The organism is Ruegeria sp. AP12 (assembly GCF_056540025.1).
Window position 1 is genome coordinate 118,236 of the sequence record NZ_JBQFVZ010000001.1, and the last position, 24,231, is coordinate 142,466.

Sequence of the window (24,231 nt, forward strand, 5' to 3'; positions counted from 1 at the left end):
CGGTATAGCTTGCCCGAACGATATTGAACGGAGCCTGAATTGGAATCGCTGCTTGTTCTTCTTGGCCTGATTGTACTGGCCATTCCGGTAACGATTGTCGTGCTTTTGGTTGGCCAAGCGCGCTTGCGCCGCCGGGTTGAGCACCTTGAGCGGCAAGTACAGGCGCTGTCGCCGGGTCAGGCTGAGGTCGAACTGCCAGAGGCCGTGGCATCGGCGCCAGAGCCAAAAGCCGAGGTGGATTTGCCCGCATCAGAGGCCGCGCCCGGCCCATGGTCGCCACCTGAACAAAAGCAGGATCCTCCGGCTGCCGACGAGACCGAGCCATCAGGGGCCGTTGTTTTCCGGCAGGATCGCTTTGCGGCCCTCGGGCTGTGGCTGCGCGAGAACTGGTTTTATGCGGTTTCGGCCCTGTCTTTGGCCTTGGCCGGTATCTTTCTGGTTCAGTACGGGGTTGAAAATGGGCTGCTGCCCCCGGCGGCGCGGGTCGCTGCGGCTTTGGCCTTTGGGGTCGCGCTGATCGTGGTGGGCGAAGTCATTCGCCGCAGGTTCGGCGATGACGATACAGCCTCGACCGCGTATCTGCCATCGGTCTTTTCCGGCGCGGGCTTGGTGACATTGTTCGGCGGCATTCTGGCCGCCCGGCAACTCTATGACCTGATCTCTCCCGAAACGGCGCTGGCCGGCATGGTTCTGGTCGCGCTGGTGGGTCTGGTGCTGGGCTGGTTCCACGGGCCGCTGCTGGCTGCTGTGGGACTGATCGGAGCCTTCTCGGCCCCCTTTATGGTCGGCGGCTCATCCGATGATCCGACCTGGCTCTATGGCTACTTTGTCATCCTGACCTTGCTGGGTCTGGGTATCGATACGGTGCGGCGCTGGGCGTGGATTACGGTGCTGACGCTCTTTGCCGCCTATATTGCCTGCCTGCTGCTGGTTCTGTCTTCCCCGTTGACCGAGCCCGGTTATCTGACCAGCGTCACCGTGCTGGCACTTCTGGCCATTGCAATTCCCAACCGGCGCATCTGGCCCGATCACGCGGGCCCCATGGTGGCCGAGATCATCCGGCGCAAGAAGGGTGATCCGTGGCCCGCCTTCCCAACCCGCGTGGCATTTTCCGCAGTGGCCGTCAGCTCGGCCATCCTGTCCCTGCACTGGGCGGATTCGGCGGGTGAGTTCTGGCTGACCACATGCTTGCTGCTCGGGTTGGCTTTGGCACTGCTTTTGTGGGCCAAGGACGCACCTGCCTTGCAGGATGTCACGGTGTTCCCGGCTGTTGGTCTGATCGGTTTTGTCGTCGCGCATGGCCTCGAAAACGGCACCGTCGCGCGCACCTTCGCGGCCACTTATGCCGAGACGCCCGAAGCAGATGCCCCGCTGGTCGTCACGATACTGGCCGCGTTGGGCGTGCTGGTGTCAGTTCTCGCGGCTTGGCGATCCTTCAACGCGAACCGATACGCCGCCATCTGGGCCGGGGCCGCCGCCGTATTCGCGCCCGCCATGGCCATCGCGCTGGAGGTCGGCTGGCATCCGGCCAAGGTGATCGGCCCGTACCCTTGGGCGCTGCACGCCATCGTTTTGGGTGCGGTGATGGTTGGTATGGCGGAACGCTTCGCCCGCGTTGATGGCGAGAACCGGATGCGGCCCGCGCTGGCCACGCTCTCAGCGCTGTCCTGTCTGGCCTTTGCCTGCGTGATCGTCCTCAGCTCAGCTGCCCTGACGATTGCGCTGGTCGTGACCATCGTGGTCGCCGCTGCGCTGGACCGACGGTTCACCTTGCCGCCGCTGAGTTGGTTCATCTGGGCAGGTGTGTTCACAGTAACCGTACGGTTGGTTCTGGACCCCGGCCTGCGCTGGGCCGAAAGCGCACCACTTGCCGAGATGGCGCTGGTCTACGCTTCGGCGACGCTTGGGTTCTTTGTCGGCTGGGTGCTGATCAAACCGTTGGACCGTCCGATCGCCAAGCTGCTGCTCGAAAGCGCGGCCTGGGCGACCGGAGGCATCTTGCTATCGCTGCTTCTGCTGCGCTGGCTGGAGGCGTTTGGTGAGGGCGGGGCCGAGAACAGCCATTGGGGTCTGGGCCTGCTGTCCGTCATCTGGCTGCTGCTGGCCTATGCGCAGGTGCAACGCTTCGAACTGGGCGGCAAGCTGACCTATGCGCGCTATGCTCTGGCGATTTTCTTCGCCGGTCACGGGGTGCTGCGTCTGGTCGAAGCTCTGGTAGATCGCAATCCGCTGTTGAACCCCTTGGCCGAGCCGGTTCTGGGCCCTCCGCTGTTGAACACACTGGCGGTGGCCTATCTGATCCCCGCGCTGGCCATCGGGTTTTCGGCCTGGCGGATTACGTCCATGCCCAAGCATTTGCGGCAGGTCAGCTACGGTGCAGCTTCGGGTTTGGCGACCGTCTGGCTGGGCCTGACCATCCGCCATGTCTGGCAGGGTGCCGAGGGCATGTACGAGGGCAACGGTGTGACACAGCCCGAGCTTTACACCTATACGCTGACCCTTTTGATTGTCGGTGCGGCGTTGTTCTACCAATCGCTCGCGCGGCGGTCCGACCTGATGCGCAAGGCGGGGCTGGCGGTGATCGGACTGGCGGTGGCCAAGGTGTTCCTGATCGACATCGCGGGCCTTGGCGGTCTGATCCGCGTCTTCTCGCTGCTGGCGCTGGGCCTCGCGCTGGCGGGGCTTGCATGGCTCAATCGTTGGGCCAAGCTGCGCCATTTGCCGCAAGGCTCGGAACCTCTGGACCATTGAGAGCGGGCGTCATATAAGCGCGGCCATGTTTGACCGTTTGGCCATCATTATTCGAATTATATCCCCGGCGCTCTGATCCTCGAGACGCCGGGCAAAGGTGTTTGAGACTTCGCACCGACCGCTTCGATCCTAGTACGACCAGATCACCCAAAGGACGCCCCCAATGTGCGCCGACACGACCCAAACACCTGACTACAAAGACACGCTGAACCTGCCCAAAACCGATTTCCCCATGCGCGCCGGCCTGCCCAAGCGCGAACCCGCATGGCTGGACCGTTGGGCAAAGATCGGCGTCTATGACCGCCTGCGCGAGAAAGAGGGCCGCACGCCCTTTACCCTGCATGACGGCCCACCCTACGCGAACGGCCATTTGCATATCGGCCACGCGCTGAACAAGACCATCAAGGACATGATCGTGCGGTCCCATCAGATGATGGGGTTTGACGCGCGCTATGTGCCCGGCTGGGATTGCCACGGCCTGCCGATCGAGTGGAAGATCGAGGAACAGTACCGCAAGAAAGGCAAGAACAAGGACGAGGTGAACGTCGTCGACTTCCGTCAGGAGTGCCGCAAGTTCGCCGAGGGCTGGATCGACATCCAGCGCGAAGAGTTCAAGCGTCTGGGCATCACGGGCAACTGGGCCGATCCCTATATCACCATGGACTATCACGCCGAGGCGGTGATCGCCGACGAGTTCATGAAGTTCCTGATGAACGGCACGCTCTATCAGGGTTCGAAACCCGTTATGTGGTCGCCTGTTGAAAAGACCGCGCTGGCCGAGGCCGAGGTCGAGTACCACGACAAGGAGAGCTTCACGATTTGGGTGAAGTTTCGAGTTGAGAAGACTAGCGTTCCTCAGTCAGGCGTCTTTCTCTCGGAGCAACTGGAAGAGGCAACTGCACTACGTGAGAAGCAAGTTGCAAAAGCTAAAGAACTACTCGGTGCTTACGTTGTAATTTGGACCACAACACCGTGGACCATGCCCTCGAACAAAGCAGTCGTGTACGGCAAGGATATTTCCTACGGCCTGTACGAAGTCACCGACACGCCGGAGGAATGCTGGGCCAGTGTTGGCGACAAGTTCCTGCTGGCTGACAATCTGGCCGCCGACGTGCTGGGCCGTGCGCGTCTGAACGACGATCAGTGGACCCGCGTCCGTGACGTGACCGCGGATGAGCTGGAAGGCGTTCAACTGACCCACCCACTGGCCGGGGCCGAGGGCGGCAATGGCGAATGGGACGGCATCCGCGACTTCCGCGCCGCTGAGTTCGTGACCGACACCGAAGGCACCGGTTTCGTCCACTGTGCGCCGTCGCACGGGATGGAAGAATTCGAACTCTATCGTGATCTGGGCATGCTTGAGCAGGTCATCACCTATAACGTGATGGACGATGGCAGCTTCCGCGCTGACCTGCCGTTCTTTGGCGGCAAATACATCCTGTCCCGCAAGGGCGGTGAAGGTGACGCGAACAAAGCTGTCATCGACAAGCTGGCCGAGGTTGGCGGGCTGCTGGCCCGTGGCAAGATCAAGCACAGCTATCCGCATTCGTGGCGCTCGAAGGCTCCGATCATCTACCGCAACACGCCGCAGTGGTTTGCATCTGTTGATCGCAAGCTAGACGACGGCATGGGTGAGATGGGCGACACCATCCGCGAACGCGCCCTGCGGTCCATCGACGAGCTGGTGAAATGGACGCCGCAGACCGGCCGCAACCGCCTGTATTCCATGATCGAGACCCGCCCGGACTGGGTTCTGTCGCGCCAGCGCGCCTGGGGCGTGCCGCTGACCTGCTTCACCAAGAAGGGGGCGCTGCCCACCGACGCGGATTACCTGCTGCGCAACGAGGAACTCAACGCCCGCATCAAGGCTGCGTTCGAGAAAGACGGTGCAGACGTCTGGTACACCGACGGCTTCAAAGAGAAAATCCTCGACGGCATTGCCAACCCGGATGACTACGATCAAGTGTTTGACGTGCTGGACGTTTGGTTCGACTCGGGCTCGACCCACGCATTCGTTCTGCGTGACCGTGAGGACGGGACCGAAGACGGCATCGCCGACGTCTATATGGAGGGCACCGACCAGCACCGGGGATGGTTCCATTCGTCGATGCTGCAGGCCTGTGGCACTAAGGGCCGTGCGCCGTACCGGAACGTGGTGACCCATGGCTTCACGCTCGATGCCAAGGGCAACAAGATGTCCAAGTCGCTGGGCAACACCATTGTCCCGGAGGAGATCGTGAAGCAATACGGCGCGGATATCCTGCGCCTGTGGGTTGCTCAAACCGACTATACCGCTGACCAGCGGATCGGACCGGAAATCCTGAAGGGCACCGCTGACAGCTATCGCCGTTTGCGCAACACGATGCGGTTCATGCTGGGTTCTTTGGCCGACTTCACCGAAGCTGACCGGGTCGATCCGCAGGACATGCCGCGTCTGGAACGCTGGGTGCTCAGCCGTTTGGCGGAACTGGATGAACAGGTGCGCAAGGGCTATGCGTCCTTCGACTTCCAAGGTGTGTTCAGCGCCGTGTTTACCTTTGCCACGGTCGATCTGTCGTCTTTCTATTTCGACGTCCGCAAAGATGCTCTCTATTGCGACGGTGATACCCTGCGCCGCCGATCAGCCCGTACGGTGCTGGACATCCTGTTCCACCGCCTGACCACATGGCTGGCCCCTGTACTGGTTTTCACCATGGAAGAGGTTTGGCTGGAGCGGTTCCCGGGCGACGACAGCTCGGTCCATCTGGTGGATTTCCCCGAAACGCCCGCCGATTGGCGCGACGTCGAGTTGGAAACCAACATGGCCAAGGTTCGCCGCGTGCGACGTGCCGTGACCGCCGCACTTGAGGTGCAGCGCCAGGACAAGGTGATCGGATCGAGCCTTGAGGCCGCGCCGATTGTAAATGTCGAGGATGGCGAAACCCGCGACTTGCTGGCGACGTTTGACGTGGATGACATGTGCATCACCTCCGGCCTGACCGTCACGGGCGATCCGGCCCCGGCCGAGGCGTTCCGCGTACCGGAAATCGAAGGTGTTGCGGTGATTTTCGAGAAAGCCGAGGGCAAAAAATGCCAGCGCTGCTGGAAGATCCTGCCGGATGTCGGGCTGCACGCGCATGAAGGCGTATGTGGACGCTGCAACGAAGCACTGGGCTAAAGCGAACCGCCCCCTCGGGTATCTGAGGGGGCGATTTCAGTTCAGGGCTGCTTGGTCTGAGGTGTCGGGTTGAACAGGTCGAACCCGATTTTCGGGTCCGTCAAAGCTTTCCAGACCTCATAATCGGTAAAGTACCCGGAATGCCCTCCGGGATTGACCGGTATGTTGCGATCCGAGAATATCAGACCGCTTTCGATTTCAGTGCCGACGAAATCATCCTGCCGGAAGATGTTGAACCACGCGGCATTCAGTTTTCCGGCAACGACCGTAAACATCTCGGGGAAATAGCGCTGGTAGATATGCGTGACCGGGCAGCCCATCGTGATCAATGTCAGGTTCCGCCCGTTTATCAGCCGTTGCACCCGCGGATCGGCCAACATCTGGGTCGCAATCACAGTGCCCTGAGAATGCGAGATCACGGTGATATGGTCCGCCGGAAAGATGTCCAGTACATAGTGCATTGTGCGATAGAACCGCTCGTCAATGGCGGTACGGTCCGGGTAGTTGTGGATTCTGCTGTTCAGATCTGCGCTGATGAAACATCTGTCGCGAATGGCATAAGTCACAATGTCCCGCGCCACGCCCAGCCCGGCAGCAACAAAATCTGAAAACCGGTACATCAAAGCCGTCGCGCCCAGCACGATCAGGCCGATCTCACCGTGAAAACAAGCAAGCCGATCCAAAGCCCAGGCAATGACGTAAGCGTCGTTCAGGGTGGTTTTGCAGACAGAGCCATGGTGCGGGTTCGTGACAATCTCGCGGATCGTCACCAGAACCAGCACAATCGCCCCAAACAAAAAGACCCATTGCGCAAACCGATTGACAATCGCGCGGCTGATCAGCCCGTTGCGGGCATGCAGGTTCGCCTTGAATTTCCGACGACCGGCAAACAGCCCGCCACCGACCAAAAGCAACAGAACGATGGCGATGAACACGGCGCTTAGCGTTTCGATCGAGTCGCGGAGGTTGGCGTCGAACAAGGTCTGGAGCTGACCGTCCGACAAGAAATCAACGGTTTTCAACATCTGTTCGATGGTTAACCACAGGCCCGAAATGAAGAACATCCAGAAGATCATCATGCCGGCGCAAATGCTTGGATAAAGCCGCCTGTGTTCTGTCAGATTGTCGTTGATCTGAATGGGGGCGGCGGACATCAAATACAGAAGTAGTGTCAGGAAGATCAGCGTGGCCCAGAAGACCGACAATATGTAGATCTGAAAGCCAACAAAGGGTTCCAGGATCAAAGGACAGAACGTTGTCTCTGACGGGATGCAGTTGCGAAATTCAGCGCCAACCGGCCCGAGGGCCAGGCCAAGCGCCAGAACGACGCCCATCCCGAACATGCCGCGCCAAAACACCCGTCGCAGATAGGTCGGGGCGGAAAAACCACGCAGCAGACCAACAACAGCTCCGCCCGCGTAAAGCGCGAGAAGCAGCCAGAACAGCAATGTCGGGCTTTGAAAAAATCCGACCGGGATTCTGTCGATCATTATCACCGCCGCGCCCAGCAACAGGTAGGCGTTCAGGGTCGCGACCGCGCCAAAAAAGATCCAGGTGAACAGATGAACCAACTGTGCGGCGAAGGTGTTCCTGCCGTTGGGGGCGTCCGGGGCGATATTCTTGCGCTGATGGGTCTGTTCGACATTGTCCATCGCCAGATAGCCCAGCGCCAGAACCACCCAGATCAGATCCAGTATTGTCTTGATGGCCCCTTTTGGCGCGGGCGAACGATCTGCCCAATAAACCTCGGCAAACAGGGCCTCGTCGCTGGGGACCGAGGGTTTGGTTACTTTCCGCAGGTTAACCTTATAGAGCTTGGCATTGCGCGGGGTGCCGTTGAACGTTGTCTCGGCCAGCTCGATCATGCCGCGTTCGACCTCGATCGGGGGTTTGGGTCGCCCGTCCAGCCAGGTCGTGGCCGCGCCAACGACCTGATCTACCGTTTCACCGGGTTTCTGTTCGCCGATACCATGAACTGTGAGGACAAGATGCCGTCCCATTCCCCCAAAACTCCAACGCATAAAACAATGCCATCAGCATAGCACGGGCCGAGGGTTTTCCCAAAAGGACGCGCTTATCTGGCGATTTGTCTAAATTTGCGACGCGGGAATTGGCCAACTGGGCCCGGCCAAGACCAACTGCGCCCGCGCTGTTTCAGCAGGCGGGTGCAGGATGAACTTGGACCTCTGCGGCGTTGTCAGGCGGACGGTCAGCCTTCCTCTTCCTCGGGATCGAAATTCGCGATCACAAGGTTTTCGAGGAATGCGATCAACTCGTCCTGCTGTTCCTCGGGCAGCGCAATGAACGCGTTCTTGCTAAGCTCCGCCGCGCCGCCATGGGCCATAATCGCCTCTCGCAATGTGGTGGCATGGCCGTGGTGCAGCCACGGTCCCGTCGAACCGACACCTGCCAGCGACCGCGTGGGCCAAACCGAGGCACCGAAGCCATAAGCGTCAATCGGATCGGCAAGCTTGGGACCCATGTCGTGACGGCGGAAATCGGTGTACCAGAACACGGTTGCGCCGGTCTCGCCCTTGCTTGGGAACGCGCCCAAATGGACCTCGCTGCCATCGGCCATTGCGATCCGGTTGTTGGGCTGATCTTTGGTCAGGTCAAACCACATGGGGTTTTTCCCGTCCAAACCCAGTTTGGCAGCGATTGCGCCGCTGGGCAGTTCTTCCTCGCTATATCCCGGCACGGCGCTGGGTTCGGAAAACACTGCATTGTTCAGATCGACGCTTGGCACGTGGCAGGACGTGCACCCGGCATCCACCAGCCGCTGTTCGCCGCGCAACAGCTTGTATTTCTCATCCTGGGTCAACTCGACCAAACCCAGTTCCGCAAGTTCCAGCTTGGAGGTTGGCCGCTCTAACGCAGCCATATAGAGCGTGACAGCGGTGACGTCTCCGACTGTCAGTTCGCCGGTCACACCATCAAAATCTCCGTCCTCGTTTCCGACCAATTCGACCGCCTGCATCCCCATCTCGTTATGGGCCGCACTTCTGGCAAAGCTGCGCAGGGTCGCGTGCAAGCCTTTCCAACCGAAAGGACGCACGATCAGGTCCTCATCGATTCCGTAGACCTCATCGTAGTTAATGTTGGCCTTGCAGGTTGTTCCGTCCACCTCGGCCGAGGCTGTAAGCGCGCCAAAGGAAATTCCCTTTGAGACGAGGTAATGCTTGATCGGGAAGCTTTCGTTACAGGTTTCCTTGGCCAGCGCGGCTTCCTGTTGCTTCAGGTCTTGGGTGATTTCCTCGGCGACCCGCTGCACTGCTCCAAGGCCGAACAGATGCAGGGTGTTGCGTTCCAGAAAGCTGGATGGATCACCCGAATGCGTCGGGTCGATCACAACGTTCATCGCCATCGGTCCCGCCCCGTTGGCCAGCGGGGCAGAGTGGCAGGAAATGCACGAATGCGCCTGTGGGCCGCCTTCGCGGGCGGGAAAATGTTCGGCCCAATCCCCGGCGCTGGCCAGATCGGCGCGTGGCAGGCGCGAGAAATACTGGCCATCTGAGACACGTGCACCAACCCCGCGCTCCATCGTATAGTCCGCTTCGGTTATTTCGTCGCCGGCCTCAAAGGCATAGACGAAAGCCTTGAGCCGGTCCTTGCCCAACCGCGACATCAGGTCTTTCTGATCGACCGGCGGAGGCGTTTCGGCCAAAGCAACTGAAGCTGATAAAACAAGCGAACCTACAACAATAACGCGAATCTGATTTCGCATCCCATCCCCCATTGGCGTTGATTTCAGCTGCCCTCACGTTAGGGATAACAATTCATCACGACAACGTTTTATGTGAATGCGTGTTTGTTTAAGTGGATGAGCGCCGAGCCTTGCGAAACTGAGCCCGCTCTGACAGCATCGCGACATGCCGATGATTGCCGTTGAAACGCGTTTTGGATGCCTTGGGGTGGAAGAGCAGGACGGCTTTGTCAGGCGTCTTGTTTGGCATGGTGCAGACGAAGGTGAACCGACGGCTCTGCTGCACGAGGCCGCGGCCCAGTTGCGGGCCTATGATGCGGGTCAGCTTGACCGTTTCGACCTGCCGTACCGTGTCGAAGGGTCCGCGTTTCAAAAGCAGGTTTGTGATCTGATGTACGCGATCCCATTGGGTGAGACACGCACATACGGGGACATCGCAAAAGAGCTGGGCCAACCTGCGCAGCCGGTGGGGCAAGCCTGCGGGGCAAACCCGATCCCGGTCATTATTCCCTGTCATCGGGTGCTGGCCGCCAACGGTCTGGGCGGGTTTTCCGGTGATGGCGGGATCGAGACGAAGGTGGCCCTTTTGCGTCATGAAAAGGCAGCGGGCCTGTTGATCTGAGTGACGGAAATCAGTTGCAATCCGAAATCCGGATGCTCAACTTATATTTGATGCTGATTTTGAAGGATCCTATTGCATGATGACCGACGCAGACCGTGCCGCCCGCAAGAAGGCCATTATTGACAAGCTGATGTCGTTAGAGGCGCAGGAACTGGCGACCGCTCAGGCGCATTACGATGCCTTTCTGAAAGACGCTCAGCTGGATGACCGCGAGGGCCACGACAAGGACGATATTGCCGCCTCGCGTGAGAATGCCGATCTGGCGGCCGCTTTTGACGCCCCGGTCCATGCGCATCACGCCAAGATCGACGTCATTGAAAACACCGATTTCGGCCTGACCGATACGGTGCAGCCGGGTGCGATCATCAAGTTCAACAACCGCCGCTTTGTTGTCTGCGTTTCCACGACGCGGTTTGACGTGGACGGCAAGACCTATATGGGCATTTCAACGCAAAGCCCGATCTATCTGGCCATGGTTGGGCTACAGGCCGGAGATGTCTTTACCCATAACGGCACCGAGTTCGAGGTTCAGGACGTCCTGTAACCCCCTCTAGGTATTGCGCTGCGGTATGATCTGCTGCGCGATACCGGCAAAGGTCAGATACAGGCTGGTGACAACCAGCCCCCAATGCGCCCAGCTTTCAGGGTGGAAATCGACCCAGGCTGCCCAGCCCGCAAAGAAGGTCCAGGCCAGGGCCATCGGCAAGGTCAGGCTGCGCCAGCGTTCGGTCCGTACGGGATGGACGAATTTCAGCGGCAGGAACATTGCAATCGACAGCAACGTCACCAGCACCAGGCTGAACCAGAAGTTGGGTTCAAGCGCGAAAATCACGATAACCACCATATTCCAGCATCCAGGGAAGCCGGAAAACGAGTTGTCCTTGGTTTTCATGCGCGTATCGGCAAAATACATCGCGCTTGCAAAGGTGATGACAATGATTGCAAACCATCCGGTCCAGCCATCCATCAACCCGGATTTGAACAGGGCATAGGCCGGAATGAACACGTAGGTCAGGTAATCGATGATCAGGTCCAGCAGGACGCCATCGAATTCAGGCGCGTTTTTCTTGACGTGATAGTGTCGGGCCAAAGGACCGTCGATGCCATCGACTATGAAGGAAACGACAAGCCAGAGATACATCAGGCTCCACTTTTCCTCGACGGCGGCCAGCATGGCCAGCATGGCGAAAACGGCGCCCGTTGCGGTGAAAAGATGGACGGCTAATGCTTTGAATCTAAGTGTCATGCGGCTGTCATGTACGATGCGTTGGCGAGATGCAAATCAAAAGCCCGCTTAAGTTGCAGAAGTCTTCAGGACGCAGCGTTCCAGGCGTCACGCTTTGGGATGCGCACGGTTGTAAACCTCCATCAACCGCGCGGTATCGACGGCAGTGTAAGCCTGAGTGGTCGATAATGAGGCGTGGCCCAGCAGTTCCTGAATTGCACGCAAATCCCCCCCGGCCGTAAGCAGGTGGGTGGCAAAGCTGTGTCGCATGGCATGAGGTGTGGCCGTTGACGGCAGGCCCAGTTGCATCCGCGCCTTGGCCATCGCGCCCTGAATGGCCCGCGGGTTCAGCCGCCCGCCGCGCACGCCGCGAAACAAGGGCGCATCGTCGGCCTGAGGGTGCGGGCAGAGTTTCAGGTATCGGGTCACGGCCTCACGGGCGGCGGGTATGACCGGAACAATGCGTTCTTTCCCGCCTTTGCCCATGATGCGCAGGGTTGCAGGCAGCGGGGCGTCGGCTCCGGTCAGGGACAAGGCTTCGGATATCCGCAAACCGCAACCGTAAAGCAGAGTGACCACCGCCACATCGCGGGCAGAAACCCAGTCCGAGGTCGATTGCAGCTCGACCGTGTCGATCATCGCGCGGGCGGCGTCTTCTGCAAGGGGGCGGGGTAGTTTCTTTGTGAACTTGGGCGCGCGGGTGGACAGGACGGCGGTGGGTTCAAAGCCTTCACGTTCGGCCAGCCAGCGGTAGAAGCTTTTGACAGCGGAGAGTTTACGCGCCAGCGACCGCGCGCCGACGCCCGATCCGCGCTGATCCGCCATCCAGGCCCGCATGTCCGATACGGTAATGCGTTCCAAAGCGGCCAAACCCTGACGATCCCCGTGGTGCGGGGTCATGAAGGACAGGAAATCGGTGACGTCACCGCGATAGGCGGTTTGTGTGTTGTCCGATCGCCCGGCCAGCGCGCTGAGGCTCTCCAACCAGTGTTGGAGGGCGTCCCGGCAGGCCGGGGAGATCAGGCTCACGACAGCCAGTGACGCATCGACCGTTCGAAAACGCCTGCAAAAAAGGCCAGAAGATCAGTGCCAAGCTGCGGGGTAAAGTGGCGCGGATCCGACGCGCCCATCACGATCATGCCGGGCAAACGGCCCGCGCCCAGATCCAGCTTAAGGCAGGCCTCGGACCGCAGATGGGTTGCTCCGGTTCCATAGACGCGCGGGTTTGCGCGTTGAATTTCGCGCAACGTGACCTCGCGGGCCGGGCCGCCGCGGTCATAGGTCAGGTAGGTATCGACAAAACCGGGCTCGACGACGGTCAGAACACCGCCCAGCTTGTCGATGGCCGGATCGTCCTGCACCACCGTGGTTTCCAGAACCAGCGTGACGCGGTCGACCCGCAGGATCTCGGCCACGTCATTGCCCAGAACCTTCAGGAAGTCCTCGAACTCGACCGGTTCCAGCAGCCGCAGAATGGCGCGGTGCACTTGATTGGTGCCCGCCAGATTCTCGTAAGCGGCGGCGATGACCGAGCGGTGCGTGTCTTCCAGCCGGTCCAGCCGCGCCTCGAGCCGTTGCATGGCGATACCGCGCAGGTCGATCACATTGTCTCCGCGCGCCTGTTCATTGGCGGCCACAAGCGCCTGCATCAGATCCTTGTCGTCCAGCAACGCGTCGGGCTTGGCCAGAATCGCGGCGCGGAGGTTATCCTCGAGTTTTGGGTTGCTGCTCATGTCCCGTCCGGTCGGTTTTTTGTTTTGGCGGCTTATACCATGACAGGTCGGGATTGCCTTGGAAAAAATGCACGTATGGGTGGATTTTGGTGCGATCTGTGCTCGAACGGCTCCCGCCTGCAACATCCTGATCCGGGGATCAGGCGTTTGCAGTTGGGCCGGGCGCGGCACCTGTCGGTGCCGCGCGGGCGCTAAGGCTTTGAGGTCAGAGGATCTTCTGACCGGTTTTGGCCCAGTCGGCCAGGAAGGTTTCAAGGCCCTTGTCGGTCAGCGGGTGATCGGCCAGTTTCTTGATAACGGCAGGCGGTGCGGTAATCACGTCTGCACCGATGCGGGCGCTGTCGGTCACATGGTTCACGGTACGGATCGAGGCGGCCAGGATTTCGGTCTCGAACCCGTAATTGTCATAGACCTGACGGATATCGGCGATCAGGTCCATTCCATCGAGGTTGATGTCGTCCAGACGACCAATGAAAGGAGAGATGAAGGTCGCGCCCGCTTTGGCGGCCAGAATCGCCTGATTGGTCGAGAAGCACAGCGTGACGTTGACCATCTGGCCTTCGTCGCTGAGCGTTTTGCAGGTTTTCAGGCCCGCCCAGGTCAGCGGCACTTTGACCGCGATGTTCGGCGCGATCTTGGCCAGCTTGCGGCCTTCGGCGATCATGTCCTCGGCCTCGGTCGCGACCACCTCGGCGGACACGGGGCCGTCGACCAGATCACAGATTTCCTTGGTCACTTCCAGAATGTCGCGGCCCGATTTCAGGATCAGCGAGGGGTTGGTGGTCACACCGTCCACCATGCCCAGATCGTTCAGTTCGGCGATGGCGTCGATCTCGGCTGTGTCTACGAAGAATTTCATGAGGGCAGTCCTTTGATGGGTTGGCCTTGGTCGCGGATGGCTTTACCTCAAAGAAACCCCTGCTGGAACCCCCTGCATAGGATATGCCGTGAGCGCTAACGGATTTTTCGACGAAGGAGAGCTGGTAGCGGTGCTGACAACGCAGCCGCTGGACCGGACGCTGGATTACAAGGCGCCCGAGGGTGGGTGCTTTCTGGGCGCGTTTGTCGAGGTGCCGCTGGGGCCGCGCAAGGTGTTGGGCGTGGTTTGGGGGCCGGGGCAGGGTGGTTTTGACCTTGCCAAGGCGCGGTCGGTGATCCGCGTTCTGGACGTTGCGCCAATGCGGGAAGAGATGCGTCTGTTTCTGGGCAAGGTGGCCGATTACACGTTGACACCCATGCCCGCGATGCTGCGTCTGGCGACGCGCGCGCCGGGGTTGGGTGATCCGCCATCGATGCGCAAGATTTACCGGCTGGGCGACCGTGAACCGGACCGGATGACCGATGCCCGGACGCGGGTGCTGGAGGTGTTGCGCGATTATGGCGGGCTGGCGTTCACGCTGAAGGAACTGGCCGAGCAGGCGGGTGTGACCTCGTCTGTTGTCAAAGGGTTGGTCAAGCAGGGCGCGGTGCGCGAAGAGGACAGCCCCCGCGATCTGCCCTATCCGCATCTGGACCCGGATTTGCCCGGCAAAGACCTGAGCGAGGATCAGGCCGCAGCCGTGGCGCGGTTGCAGGCCGGGCAGCGGACCGGGGATTATGGCACCACGCTGCTGAAAGGCGTGACGGGGTCTGGCAAGACCGAGGTCTATCTTGAGGCCGTGGCCGAGGCGCTGCGGCAGGGGCGGCAGGCGTTGGTCTTGTTGCCTGAGATCGCTCTTACCGCCGAGTTCCTGACCCGGGTTGAGGCGCGGTTTGGTGCCCGTCCGGCGGAATGGCATTCGGGCGCGACGATGACCGAGCGTCGCCGGGTCTGGCGCATGGTCGGGCAGGGGGATGCGCAACTGGTGGTAGGCGCGCGCTCAGCTTTGTTTCTGCCGTTCCGCAATCTGGGGCTGGTCGTTGTCGATGAGGAACACGACACCTCGTACAAACAGGAAGACGGCGTGCATTACAGCGCCCGTGACATGGCGGTTTTGCGGTCGGCCATCTGTGGCGCGCGGGTGATTCTTGCCAGCGCGACGCCGTCGCTGGAAAGCTGGGCCAATGCCGAGGCGGGGAAATATGATCGGCTCGACCTGACCTCTCGGTTCGGAGCGGCGGTTCTGCCCGAGATGAAGCCCCTCGAAATGCGGGCCGAGCAGATGCAGCCGGGGACGTGGATTTCTCCGTCGCTGCGGCAGGCGGTGCGGCAGCGGATCGAGAGGGGCGAACAGTCGTTGCTGTTCATCAACCGTCGCGGCTATGCCCCCGTGACGCTGTGCCGGGCCTGTGGGGAACAGATCGCCTGCGACCATTGCGACGCGCGGATGGTCGAGCATCGGTTCCTGAAACGCCTGATGTGCCACCAATGTGGTGAAACCAAGCCGATGCCCGAGACCTGCCCGTCCTGCGGGGTCGAGGGTAAGCTTGCCCCGGTAGGGCCGGGGATCGAGAGGCTGGCGGAAGAGGCCGAAGCGACATTCCCCGAGGCGAAGATTGCGATGCTCAGTTCCGACTTGTTCGGCTCGGCCCGGGCGCTGAAGGCCAAGATCGAAGAAATTGCCGAGGGGGATGCGGATATCGTCATCGGCACGCAACTGGTGGCCAAGGGGCACAATTTCCCCAAGCTGACGCTGGTGGGCGTGATTGACGCCGACCTCAGCCTGCATGGCGCCGATCTGCGGGCGGCGGAGCGGACGTTCCAGTTGATGCGGCAGGTGGCCGGGCGCGCAGGGCGGGCGGACAAGCCGGGGCAGGCGCTGTTGCAGACCTTTCAGCCGGAACATCCGGTGATCCGGGCGATCTTATCGGGGGATGAAGAGGGGTTCTGGAAGGCCGAGGCCGCCGGGCGGCAGGCCGCCGGGGTGCCTCCTTACGGGCGCATGGCGGGGATCGTCCTGTCGGGGCCCGAAGTTGGGCCGGTTTTCGACATCGGCAACGCCATGGCCCGCAACGATGCGCCTTTGCGCCAGATCGGCGCGCAGGTGTTTGGCCCCGCGCCTGCGCCGATTGCGCGTATTCGGGGCCGCCACCGCGTGCGTTTGCTGGTCAAGGCCCCCAAGGGTGCTCCTATTCAGGACGCCATCGCCCGCTGGATCGCGCCTTTGCGTCTGAAAGGCGATATTCGCCTGACCGTGGATATCGATCCGCAGAGTTTCTACTGACCTCTGCATCTGCGCAGGGCGGCTGTGCAGCATACCCCTCGCCAAGCTGCGAAAATGGGCGTAGAGGGGTCTCATGCTGAAACCCATGCCGCTATCCGAGGCGCAAAGCCTGCCGTTCTGGCGTCGCCCCATCACGCTGTTGTTCGTGATGGCGATGACCATGCCGATTGCCTTCAACGGGTGGAGCGCGCTGCTGAACAACTTCGTTATCGAGGTGGCGAATTTCGACGGCGCGGATATCGGCCTGCTGCATACGGTGCGCGAGATCCCCGGCTTTCTGGCGGTCGGCGTCATCGCGGTGATCATCTTTATCCGAGAGCAGGTTCTGGCGATGATCTCGCTGATCATGCTGGGCGTGGCGACGGCTGTCACGGCGTGGTTTCCCAGCCTTGGCGGGCTGCTGTTCGTGACGCTGTTCAGCTCGATCGGGTTTCACTATTACGAGACGGTCAATCAGTCGCTGCAACTGCAATGGCTGCCCAAGGACCGCGCACCGCAGGTGCTGGGCTGGCTGGTGGCGATGGGCTCGGCAGCGACGATGGTGGTCTATGGGCTGATCGTGCTGACCTGGGACCGGTTCGATCTGTCCTATAACTTCGTCTTCATGGCGGCGGGCGGCGTGACTGTCCTGCTGGCGCTGTTCAGCCTGATTGCCTATCCGCAATTCGACGCGCCGACGCCGCAGACCAAAAAGATCATACTGCGTCGCCGCTACTGGCTGTACTACGCGCTGCAATTCATGGCTGGCGCGCGGCGGCAGATCTTTGTCGTGTTCGCGGGCTTCATGATGGTCGAGAAATTCGGGTTCGAAGTGCACGAACTGACCAGCCTGTATCTGATCAACCTGATGATCAATATGATGGCCGCGCCGCTGCTGGGCAAGGCGGTGGCCAGGTTCGGCGAACGCCGCACGCTGATTTTCGAATATGCCGGACTGGCGATTGTGTTTGCAGCCTATGGCGGCATCTACTGGTTCGGCTGGGGCGTGCTGCTGGCGGCGATCCTCTATGTGATCGACCATGTGCTGTTTGCGCTGGCGCTGGCCCTGAAAACCTATTTCCAGAAAATCGCCGACCCGGCGGATATCGCGCCCACGGCGGCGGTGGCCTTTACCATCAACCACATTGCGGCGGTGTTCCTGCCTGCGCTTCTGGGCTTGCTGTGGGTCGTCTCACCCGGTGCGGTGTTCGGGCTGGCCGCGGCGATGGCGCTGATCTCGTTGGCGCTGTCGCTGCTGATCCCGCGCCACCCGGAACCGGGCAATGAAACAATCCTGGCGAAATACGCCCCGGCCCCCGCTGAATAAGCACCAGTGCTTGACCTTGGCGGGCCCGCGCCATAGGCGCTGTTTCAACTGAGACAGGAGGCCCCCATGCCCACATTCACCGCGCTTACCACTGTGACCGGCAAGACCGCCGCCGAAGGTCTGGGCGAAGCGATGGAGCGTCTGGACCCGGAACCAACCGGTGTCGGCGTGTTCGAGGTCGAAGACGGCTCGGGCCTGTGGGAGGTTGGCGGCTATTTCACCGAAGCGCCGGATGAGACCGCGCTGGCCGTGCTTGCGGCTGCGTTTGACGCCAAGCCCTTTGTCGTCTCGGAACTGCCCGAAACCGATTGGGTCGCCCATGTGCGCCGTGAACTGGCCCCGGTCGAGGCGGGGCGGTTTTTCGTCTATGGCAGCCATGATGCCGACAAACTGCCCGAAGGCCGCATTCCGCTGCTGATCGAGGCGGCGATGGCCTTTGGCACCGGACATCACGGCACGACTCTGGGCTGTCTGAAAGCGTTGGATCATTTGCTGGATCAAGGCTTCACCGCCTCGAAAGTGGCCGATATCGGCTGCGGAACCGCCGTTCTGGCCATGGCCGCCGCGCGCGTTTGGGATGGCGACATCATCGCCAGCGACATCGATCAGGTTGCCGTCGATGTAGCCGAAGCAAACCTGACCGCCAATGGCATGTCCGGTGCCGTGCGCTGTGTCGAGGCGGCGGGATTTGACCATTCCGAGTTGCAGGCCCTGGCACCTTACGACCTGATCTTCGCCAATATCCTCAAAGGTCCGCTGGTGGCCCTGTCTCCGGAAATCGCCGCGAATCTGCGGCCCGAAGGCTATGCCATTCTGTCGGGAATCCTGAATGAGCAGGCCGATGATGTTGTAACCGTTTATTCCCAAAATGGATTTAATCTGGCAAATCGAGCCGAGATTGGTGAATGGACGACGCTAATCTTAAGCAAACAGGGCTGAATTTAGGCCATTTACAGGAGTTTTGTGGATTTTCGCCACGCTTTTGTCGCAATCTCTACTTACCGTTTTCCAATCAAGTCGAGGGGGGCGGTTTTGAGGAGGCTGCCATGACGGTAAAGCAACTGGATTTCGATCAGCGCGTTCATCGCCTGAACAAGAAACATCAAAAGATGAGCCGGGGCTACCGCGCCACGATGCGCAAAGACGGCCTGGTTGTCATGAAACCACAGCGGGTCCGATCTGCGGTGCCCGCAAAGGTGCTGCTGTTCTGTCTGCTCGGGTTCTTCGGGTTCAAGGCGTTCCTGCTCTCCAGCCTCGGACCAACGGGGTACCAGTTCCGGATCGACAGCCTGAACGAAGGAACCTCGGTCGAGAAAGCGGGTGCCTGGGTCATGCAGATTGACCCTCTGTCCGAGACTCTCGCGGTCCAACTGAACAAAATTCTCTACTAAACGAACCTCCTGAAGAAAAAAACACCGCATGCTGAATGGCACGCGGTGTTCTTTTTTGCCCCTCAGGGAGGAGGAAGGGGCCTATACGCGGTCGCCGCTTTTAGCGACGACGCTGGATGATGTCGTCGATATCGCCACGGCACAGGCCGATATCGCTCAGTTCACGATCCGTCAGGCCAGCCAGCGCCTTGCGGGTTGCGCGGGCGTCGTTCCATTCTGCAGCGACGTTGAACGCCGATACGAAAAACGCGCCGATACGGCCAGCGAGGCCGAACGAGCCAGTGGTGGCGATGCGGGTGGTGTCCAGTGCAGCCATATCCTGTTTCCTTCTGGTTTGTGTTTACGTTTGATCAGTCGATCTGAGCGGCATCTAGTGTTGTCATATAACCTTCACAAGATCATTTTTTGCATGTGTCCTATGCATTTTTTGCAAGGCTTCACGAGGCTGTAATCCCCTTAAATATTTGGTGAATTTACCTTCATCCGGGTGCCGCTTTCAGACCCGTTTCAGGTCGCAAATACACCTTTGGGTCGCGGGTGGGATACTGGTGTCGCTTTCAGACTTCCGGTCAATTCGCTTGGAAAATGTTCACGCTTCGTGCTAGGCGTTGAAAAAACATCACATAACCCGAGCAGGCCGAGGCACAACATGCGAATTCTGGGCATTGATCCGGGGCTGAGAACCCTGGGATGGGGCGTCATCGAATCAAATGGCAGCCGCCTGAGCCACGTTGCCAATGGCTTGTGTAAGTCGGATGGGGATGATCTGGGTGAACGGCTGCTGTCCCTGCACAATCAGATTGTCGAGGTTATCGCGGATCATCAGCCGGATCAGGCCGCAATCGAACAGACATTCGTGAACAAGGACGGGGCAGGGACCCTGAAACTGGGTCAGGCGCGAGGGGTTGCCCTGCTGACACTGGCGCAGGCCGGTCTGCCGGTGGGGGAATATGCACCCAACCGGGTCAAAAAGACCGTGGTCGGCGTCGGCCATGCCGAGAAAGAACAGGTTCTTCACATGGTCAAACTGCAGCTGCCCGGCTGTGCGCCGAAAGGCGCGGACGCGGCGGATGCGCTGGCGATTGCGATCTGTCATGCGTATTACGGCAAGACGCAGCAATCGCGGGTGAAAGAGGTACGGGCATGATCGGAAAGCTGACGGGGCGTTTGGACTATCGCGCGGCGGATCACATTCTGATCGACGTGCGCGGGGTTGGGTACATCGTCTATTGCTCGGACCGGACAATGGCGGCGTTGCCCGGCGTAGGCGAGGCGGTCTCGATCTATACCGACATGGTCGTGCGCGAAGATCTGATGCAGCTTTACGGATTCCTGTCGCTGGTCGAGAAGGAGTGGCATCGGCTGCTTTGCTCGGTTCAGGGTGTGGGGGCTAAGGTCTCGCTGGCCATTCTGTCGGCGTTGGGGCCGGATGGCGTGAGCCGTGCGATTGCGCTGGGTGATTGGGCTGCCGTCAAGGCGGCCAAGGGCGTGGGCCCTAAAACGGCGCAGCGGATCGTGTTGGACCTGAAAGACAAGGCGCCGGGTGTGATGGCCATGGGCGGCACTGTGACCGAGGCTTTGGATGGTCCCGCGCTGGACGTGGTTGAGCGGTCCGAACCTGCGCCTGCACCAAGGCGGGCGGCAAAAGCGGCCTCGGGCTCGGCGGCGGCTTCGGCGGGCGCTTTGTCTGCGCTGTCCAATCTTGGATACGGCCCGTCCGAGGCGGCCTCGGCCGTGGCAGAGGCGGCGGCCAACCTGCCGGAGGCGGGTGAGGCGGACCTAATCCGCGCTGCGCTGAAACTGCTGGCACCGAAAGGGTGAGTGAATGGTAGACGCTGATCCCACCCTACGCCCCGATCCGTTGCCCGAGGATAACGACCGCGCCCTGCGCCCGCAGGGTCTGGATGAGTTCATTGGTCAGGCAGAGGCGCGGGCCAACCTGCGCATTTTCATCCAATCGGCCAAACAACGCGGCGAGGCGATGGATCACACGCTGTTCCATGGCCCTCCGGGGCTTGGGAAAACGACTCTGGCGCAGATCATGGCGCGCGAGTTGGGGGTGAATTTTCGCATGACATCCGGCCCGGTTTTGGCCAAGGCGGGCGATCTGGCGGCGATCCTGACCAATCTCGAAGCGCGCGATGTGCTGTTTATCGATGAGATTCACCGCCTGAACCCGGCGGTGGAAGAGGTGCTCTATCCCGCGATGGAGGATTTTGAGCTGGATCTGGTGATCGGCGAAGGCCCCGCTGCGCGGACGGTTCGGATCGAGTTGCAGCCGTTTACGTTGGTGGGGGCGACCACCAGGATGGGGCTGCTTACGACGCCACTGCGGGACCGGTTCGGAATCCCGACGCGGTTGCAGTTCTATACGGTGGATGAGTTGCACGAGATCGTCACGCGAAACGCCCGCAAGCTGGGCGCGCCCGCTGATGATGATGGCGCGCGCGAAATTGCGCGGCGATCACGTGGGACGCCTCGGATCGCGGGGCGGTTGCTGCGGCGGGTGGTGGATTTTGCCATTGTTGAAGGCGACGGGCGCATTACCCGCGAACTGGCTGACGGGGCCTTGACGCGGCTGGGCGTGGATCATCTGGGGCTGGACGGTGCGGACCGGCGGTATCTGAAGCTGATCGCCGAGAATTACGGCGGTGGGCCAGTGGGGATTGAGACAATGTCAGCGGCTTTGTCGGAAAGTCGGGATTCGCTGGAAGAGGTGATCGAGCCCTATCTGTTGCAGCAGGGTCTGATCCAGCGCACGCCACGCGGGCGGATGTTGGCGCAGAAGGCCTGGACGCATTTGGGTATGGCCGCGCCACGGGGTCAGAACGATCTGTTTGGTTGAAGTGCTTGCCTTTAGATTTTATGCCTCCGGCGGGAGTATTTTTGAAAAGATGAAGGGCCTGGCGTGACACCCGATCAGATTGAGGCACTGTTTACGCGTGAAAGCGGTGAGTTCCTGTTTGCGCGTTGGGGGCGGCCCATCGTGCCGATTGTCTTTGGTGTCGAGGACGAGACGCTGGCGACTGTCAAAGGCGCGTTCGAGGCGGTCGTGACGCTGGCCGGGCACAAGATGGCCGAGACCGACCCTGAATTGGGTGCCAACTGCATGGTGTTCTTCTTTCGCGATTGGCAGGAACTGCTGGAGGTGCCGGATCTGGATCGTCTTGTTCCCGACCTTAGCCCTTTGGTCGAGCGATTGTTGGCAGTGGATGCCAATCAATACCGGATTTTCAGGTTTGAAGAGGATGGCGCGATCCGGGCGGCCTTTGTGTTCCTGCGAATGGACAAGGAATTGTCCAAGGTGCCCGCGGAAACCCTTGCGCTGAGTCAGGTGGTGCAGACCATCTTGTTGTGGTCCGACACCGCGTTTCGCGCGCAGTCGCCCTTGGCTGTGGCGGGCGGGGCGACGATCCTGCGGCCTGACATTGCCGGGCTGATCCGGGCTGCTTATGATCCTGTTTTGCCGGGGGCGGCGCAGGATGTGTCACATGCGCTCAGGCTGTTTGCCCGGTTGGAGCCGTCGCAATGAAACACATCTACCCGGTGCGCGTTTTTTATGAAGACACCGACATGGGCGGCGTCGTCTATCACGCGAATTACCTGCGGTTTATCGAGCGCGCGCGTTCGGATTGGGTACGCAATCTTGGCAACGACCAGAACGCCATGCGCGAGGAAGGCATTGTCTGGGTCGTGCGCCGGGTCGAGGCCGATTACCTTTCGCCTGCGAAGTTTGATGACGAGTTGATTGTCGAAACCGAAGTGACCGACATATCGGGCGTGCGCCTGACCATGGCGCAGCTTGTGCGGCGGGGTGAGACCGAGATATTCCGCGCCTCGGTCACCGCTGTGTGCATCAACAAGGACGGCAAGCCGATCCGCCTTCCGGCAGAGATTCGCGCATTGATGTAACAATTTGTAGGGCAAGGGTGGTTCTGTTGGCTTTTCAGCCCCAACTGCGTTAGCGTTTGGCAAAACAAGGCCAAACGAACGGCCGTCAGGCAAAAACAAAGAGCAGGTTCATGGAAGCTGAAACGCTGGCGCTGGCGCAGGAGATCGACTTCTCCATGTGGGGGCTGTATGCCCGCGCGACCTTTATCGTCAAACTGGTGATGTTGATGCTGGTTGGGGCGTCCATCTGGTCCTGGGCGATCATCATTCAGAAACTGATCAACTACCGGGCCGCTCGACGCGAGGCGCAGGTGTTTGATGAAAGCTTCTGGTCCGGGAACCCTCTGGACGAGCTGTTCGAACAGATCGGCACGCAGCCCGGTGGCAGTTCGGAAAAGATTTTTGCCGCTGGCATGATCGAATGGCGCAGGTCGCATCGTACCGATGGCGGGCTGATTGCCGGGGCGACGGCGCGGATTGATCGGTCGATGGATGTGGCCATCGCGAAAGAGGCTGAGACCTTGCAAAAAGGCTTGCCCATTCTGGCCACCGTCGGTTCGACCGCTCCGTTTATCGGCCTGTTCGGAACCGTTTGGGGCATTATGAATGCCTTTATCGAGATTGCCGAGCAGCAGAACACCAACCTCGCCGTGGTTGCTCCGGGGATTGCCGAGGCGCTGTTGGCCACTGGTTTGGGCCTTCTGGCTGCGATCCCGGCGGTGATTTTCTACAACAAGCTGAGCGCGGATAGTGACCGGATTGTAGGCGGTTACGAAGCCTTTGCCGATGAATTCGCGACGATCCTGTCGCGTCAGTTGGATAGCTGAGACATGGGGGCGGCGGTTCAGCAACCTGCGGGCGGGAACGGGCGCCGACGCGGACGGCGGCGTGGGCGCGCGCAGCCTATGGCCGAGATTAACGTGACGCCTTTTGTCGATGTCATGCTGGTTTTGCTGATCATCTTCATGGTGGCGGCGCCGTTGCTGACGGTCGGTGTGCCGGTTGATCTGCCCAAAACCGCCGCAAGTGCATTGCCGGGCGACAGTGAAGAGCCGCTGACCGTCACCCTGACAGCCGATGGGCGCGTTCAGATCCAGACCACGGATGTGTTGCGGGAAGAACTGGTCGGACGGTTGCGCGCCATCGCGGCGGAACGCAGCAGCGACCGCGTATTCCTGCGGGCAGACGGGGCGATCCCCTACGCGCAGGTCATGCAGGTTATGGGCGCGCTGAATGCGGGCGGGTTTTCGAATGTGGGTCTGGTGACGGATACCGGCGGGCCGACGCTGGACGATGGGTAAAGGTGGGG

Annotated in this window: 22 protein-coding genes; 15 read left to right on the plus strand and 7 right to left on the minus strand. The window is 60.6% G+C overall.

What is annotated here, in order from left to right; all coding sequences use genetic code 11:
* Positions 1 to 39 precede the first annotated feature (39 nt).
* Positions 40 to 2,751 (plus strand): DUF2339 domain-containing protein, encoded by a 2,712-nt coding sequence (locus tag ACR0E6_RS00585; protein ID WP_480580184.1) that lies wholly within the window; start codon positions 40 to 42, stop codon positions 2,749 to 2,751.
* 163 nt (positions 2,752 to 2,914) lie between these two features.
* On the plus strand, positions 2,915 to 5,908 hold the full coding sequence (gene ileS / locus ACR0E6_RS00590) for an isoleucine--tRNA ligase (protein ID WP_480580186.1): 2,994 nt from the start codon (positions 2,915 to 2,917) through the stop codon (positions 5,906 to 5,908).
* A 41-nt stretch (positions 5,909 to 5,949) separates the two neighbouring features.
* On the opposite strand, the gene ACR0E6_RS00595 is transcribed toward ileS, so the two are convergent.
* Together ACR0E6_RS00595 and ACR0E6_RS00600 are read right to left on the minus strand one after the other, a co-directional pair.
* Positions 5,950 to 7,908, minus strand: coding sequence for a hypothetical protein (locus tag ACR0E6_RS00595; protein ID WP_480580189.1), 1,959 nt, complete (start codon positions 7,906 to 7,908; stop codon positions 5,950 to 5,952).
* A 209-nt stretch (positions 7,909 to 8,117) separates the two neighbouring features.
* On the minus strand, positions 8,118 to 9,632 hold the full coding sequence (locus tag ACR0E6_RS00600) for a di-heme oxidoredictase family protein (protein ID WP_480580192.1): 1,515 nt from the start codon (positions 9,630 to 9,632) through the stop codon (positions 8,118 to 8,120).
* Between the two features lie 145 nt (positions 9,633 to 9,777).
* Here ACR0E6_RS00600 and ACR0E6_RS00605 point away from each other — a divergent pair, with 145 nt between their 5' ends.
* Positions 9,778 to 10,233, plus strand: coding sequence for a methylated-DNA--[protein]-cysteine S-methyltransferase (locus tag ACR0E6_RS00605; protein ID WP_170623768.1), 456 nt, complete (start codon positions 9,778 to 9,780; stop codon positions 10,231 to 10,233).
* Positions 10,234 to 10,309: 76 nt separating this feature from the next.
* A complete protein-coding gene (locus ACR0E6_RS00610; RefSeq protein WP_480580196.1) occupies positions 10,310 to 10,777 on the plus strand; it encodes a hypothetical protein in 468 nt (155 codons plus the stop codon).
* Between the two features lie 6 nt (positions 10,778 to 10,783).
* On the opposite strand, the gene ACR0E6_RS00615 is transcribed toward ACR0E6_RS00610, so the two are convergent.
* From ACR0E6_RS00615 to fsa, 4 genes are all read right to left on the minus strand, one after another.
* The gene (locus ACR0E6_RS00615) at positions 10,784 to 11,479 is read right to left on the minus strand and encodes a CDP-alcohol phosphatidyltransferase family protein (protein ID WP_170454326.1); all 696 of its coding nucleotides are present in this window, start codon (positions 11,477 to 11,479) and stop codon (positions 10,784 to 10,786) included.
* Between the two features lie 87 nt (positions 11,480 to 11,566).
* The gene (locus ACR0E6_RS00620) at positions 11,567 to 12,487 is read right to left on the minus strand and encodes a tyrosine recombinase XerC (RefSeq protein ID WP_480580199.1); all 921 of its coding nucleotides are present in this window, start codon (positions 12,485 to 12,487) and stop codon (positions 11,567 to 11,569) included.
* Positions 12,484 to 13,191 carry a DUF484 family protein gene (locus ACR0E6_RS00625; protein WP_170454322.1) on the minus strand — a complete coding sequence of 236 codons (708 nt, stop codon included), beginning with the start codon at positions 13,189 to 13,191 and terminating at the stop codon, positions 12,484 to 12,486. Before ACR0E6_RS00625 ends, ACR0E6_RS00620 begins: the two co-directional genes overlap by 4 nt.
* Positions 13,192 to 13,396: 205 nt before the next feature.
* Positions 13,397 to 14,050: a fructose-6-phosphate aldolase gene (gene fsa / locus ACR0E6_RS00630; protein WP_170520531.1), complete on the minus strand. Its 654-nt coding sequence runs from the start codon at positions 14,048 to 14,050 to the stop codon at positions 13,397 to 13,399.
* Between the two features lie 88 nt (positions 14,051 to 14,138).
* Here fsa and ACR0E6_RS00635 point away from each other — a divergent pair, with 88 nt between their 5' ends.
* The 4 genes from ACR0E6_RS00635 to ACR0E6_RS00650 all read left to right on the plus strand — a co-directional run bounded on the left by ACR0E6_RS00635 (position 14,139) and on the right by ACR0E6_RS00650 (position 19,031).
* Positions 14,139 to 16,334 (plus strand): primosomal protein N', encoded by a 2,196-nt coding sequence (locus tag ACR0E6_RS00635; RefSeq protein ID WP_480580202.1) that lies wholly within the window; start codon positions 14,139 to 14,141, stop codon positions 16,332 to 16,334.
* Between the two features lie 73 nt (positions 16,335 to 16,407).
* A complete protein-coding gene (locus tag ACR0E6_RS00640) occupies positions 16,408 to 17,640 on the plus strand; it encodes an MFS transporter (RefSeq protein WP_170454316.1) in 1,233 nt (410 codons plus the stop codon).
* Between the two features lie 66 nt (positions 17,641 to 17,706).
* Entirely contained in the window at positions 17,707 to 18,579 is an 873-nt protein-coding gene (locus ACR0E6_RS00645; RefSeq protein ID WP_480580205.1) for a 50S ribosomal protein L11 methyltransferase, read from the plus strand.
* A 107-nt stretch (positions 18,580 to 18,686) separates the two neighbouring features.
* Positions 18,687 to 19,031, plus strand: coding sequence for a hypothetical protein (locus tag ACR0E6_RS00650; protein WP_170454312.1), 345 nt, complete (start codon positions 18,687 to 18,689; stop codon positions 19,029 to 19,031).
* 100 nt (positions 19,032 to 19,131) lie between these two features.
* Here ACR0E6_RS00650 and ACR0E6_RS00655 read toward each other — a convergent pair whose 3' ends face one another.
* On the minus strand, positions 19,132 to 19,347 hold the full coding sequence (locus ACR0E6_RS00655) for a DUF1127 domain-containing protein (protein ID WP_170520539.1): 216 nt from the start codon (positions 19,345 to 19,347) through the stop codon (positions 19,132 to 19,134).
* 333 nt (positions 19,348 to 19,680) lie between these two features.
* Here ACR0E6_RS00655 and ruvC point away from each other — a divergent pair, with 333 nt between their 5' ends.
* From ruvC to tolR, 7 genes are all read left to right on the plus strand, one after another.
* Complete coding sequence (ruvC, locus tag ACR0E6_RS00660) at positions 19,681 to 20,178, plus strand: crossover junction endodeoxyribonuclease RuvC (RefSeq protein ID WP_170623761.1); 498 nt, start codon at positions 19,681 to 19,683, stop codon at positions 20,176 to 20,178.
* On the plus strand, positions 20,175 to 20,852 hold the full coding sequence (gene ruvA / locus ACR0E6_RS00665) for a Holliday junction branch migration protein RuvA (protein WP_480580209.1): 678 nt from the start codon (positions 20,175 to 20,177) through the stop codon (positions 20,850 to 20,852). The genes ruvC and ruvA overlap by 4 nt, the downstream gene beginning before the upstream one ends.
* Positions 20,853 to 20,856: 4 nt before the next feature.
* On the plus strand, positions 20,857 to 21,876 hold the full coding sequence (gene ruvB, locus ACR0E6_RS00670) for a Holliday junction branch migration DNA helicase RuvB (RefSeq protein WP_480580212.1): 1,020 nt from the start codon (positions 20,857 to 20,859) through the stop codon (positions 21,874 to 21,876).
* 63 nt (positions 21,877 to 21,939) lie between these two features.
* Positions 21,940 to 22,563: a hypothetical protein gene (locus ACR0E6_RS00675; RefSeq protein ID WP_480580215.1), complete on the plus strand. Its 624-nt coding sequence runs from the start codon at positions 21,940 to 21,942 to the stop codon at positions 22,561 to 22,563.
* Positions 22,560 to 22,943 (plus strand): tol-pal system-associated acyl-CoA thioesterase, encoded by a 384-nt coding sequence (gene ybgC, locus ACR0E6_RS00680; RefSeq protein ID WP_170454300.1) that lies wholly within the window; start codon positions 22,560 to 22,562, stop codon positions 22,941 to 22,943. The genes ACR0E6_RS00675 and ybgC overlap by 4 nt, the downstream gene beginning before the upstream one ends.
* Before the next feature lie 110 nt (positions 22,944 to 23,053).
* Positions 23,054 to 23,749 (plus strand): protein TolQ, encoded by a 696-nt coding sequence (gene tolQ, locus ACR0E6_RS00685; protein ID WP_480580218.1) that lies wholly within the window; start codon positions 23,054 to 23,056, stop codon positions 23,747 to 23,749.
* Positions 23,750 to 23,752: 3 nt separating this feature from the next.
* Positions 23,753 to 24,223 carry a protein TolR gene (gene tolR, locus ACR0E6_RS00690; protein ID WP_170520550.1) on the plus strand — a complete coding sequence of 157 codons (471 nt, stop codon included), beginning with the start codon at positions 23,753 to 23,755 and terminating at the stop codon, positions 24,221 to 24,223.
* Positions 24,224 to 24,231 lie beyond the last annotated feature (8 nt).

Bases quoted from the DNA above. Each gene is read 5' to 3' on its own strand.
- ileS (WP_480580186.1), top strand. From the start codon at position 2,915: ATGTGCGCCGACACGACCCAAACACCTGACTACAAAGACACGCTGAAC.
- ACR0E6_RS00595 (WP_480580189.1), bottom strand. From the start codon at position 7,908: ATGGGACGGCATCTTGTCCTCACAGTTCATGGTATCGGCGAACAGAAA.
- ACR0E6_RS00600 (WP_480580192.1), bottom strand. From the start codon at position 9,632: ATGCGAAATCAGATTCGCGTTATTGTTGTAGGTTCGCTTGTTTTATCA.
- ACR0E6_RS00605 (WP_170623768.1), top strand. From the start codon at position 9,778: ATGCCGATGATTGCCGTTGAAACGCGTTTTGGATGCCTTGGGGTGGAA.
- ACR0E6_RS00610 (WP_480580196.1), top strand. From the start codon at position 10,310: ATGATGACCGACGCAGACCGTGCCGCCCGCAAGAAGGCCATTATTGAC.
- ACR0E6_RS00615 (WP_170454326.1), bottom strand. From the start codon at position 11,479: ATGACACTTAGATTCAAAGCATTAGCCGTCCATCTTTTCACCGCAACG.
- ACR0E6_RS00625 (WP_170454322.1), bottom strand. From the start codon at position 13,191: ATGAGCAGCAACCCAAAACTCGAGGATAACCTCCGCGCCGCGATTCTG.
- fsa (WP_170520531.1), bottom strand. From the start codon at position 14,050: ATGAAATTCTTCGTAGACACAGCCGAGATCGACGCCATCGCCGAACTG.
- ACR0E6_RS00640 (WP_170454316.1), top strand. From the start codon at position 16,408: ATGCTGAAACCCATGCCGCTATCCGAGGCGCAAAGCCTGCCGTTCTGG.
- ACR0E6_RS00645 (WP_480580205.1), top strand. From the start codon at position 17,707: ATGCCCACATTCACCGCGCTTACCACTGTGACCGGCAAGACCGCCGCC.
- ACR0E6_RS00650 (WP_170454312.1), top strand. From the start codon at position 18,687: ATGACGGTAAAGCAACTGGATTTCGATCAGCGCGTTCATCGCCTGAAC.
- ACR0E6_RS00655 (WP_170520539.1), bottom strand. From the start codon at position 19,347: ATGGCTGCACTGGACACCACCCGCATCGCCACCACTGGCTCGTTCGGC.
- ruvC (WP_170623761.1), top strand. From the start codon at position 19,681: ATGCGAATTCTGGGCATTGATCCGGGGCTGAGAACCCTGGGATGGGGC.
- ruvA (WP_480580209.1), top strand. From the start codon at position 20,175: ATGATCGGAAAGCTGACGGGGCGTTTGGACTATCGCGCGGCGGATCAC.
- ruvB (WP_480580212.1), top strand. From the start codon at position 20,857: ATGGTAGACGCTGATCCCACCCTACGCCCCGATCCGTTGCCCGAGGAT.
- ybgC (WP_170454300.1), top strand. From the start codon at position 22,560: ATGAAACACATCTACCCGGTGCGCGTTTTTTATGAAGACACCGACATG.
- tolQ (WP_480580218.1), top strand. From the start codon at position 23,054: ATGGAAGCTGAAACGCTGGCGCTGGCGCAGGAGATCGACTTCTCCATG.
- tolR (WP_170520550.1), top strand. From the start codon at position 23,753: ATGGGGGCGGCGGTTCAGCAACCTGCGGGCGGGAACGGGCGCCGACGC.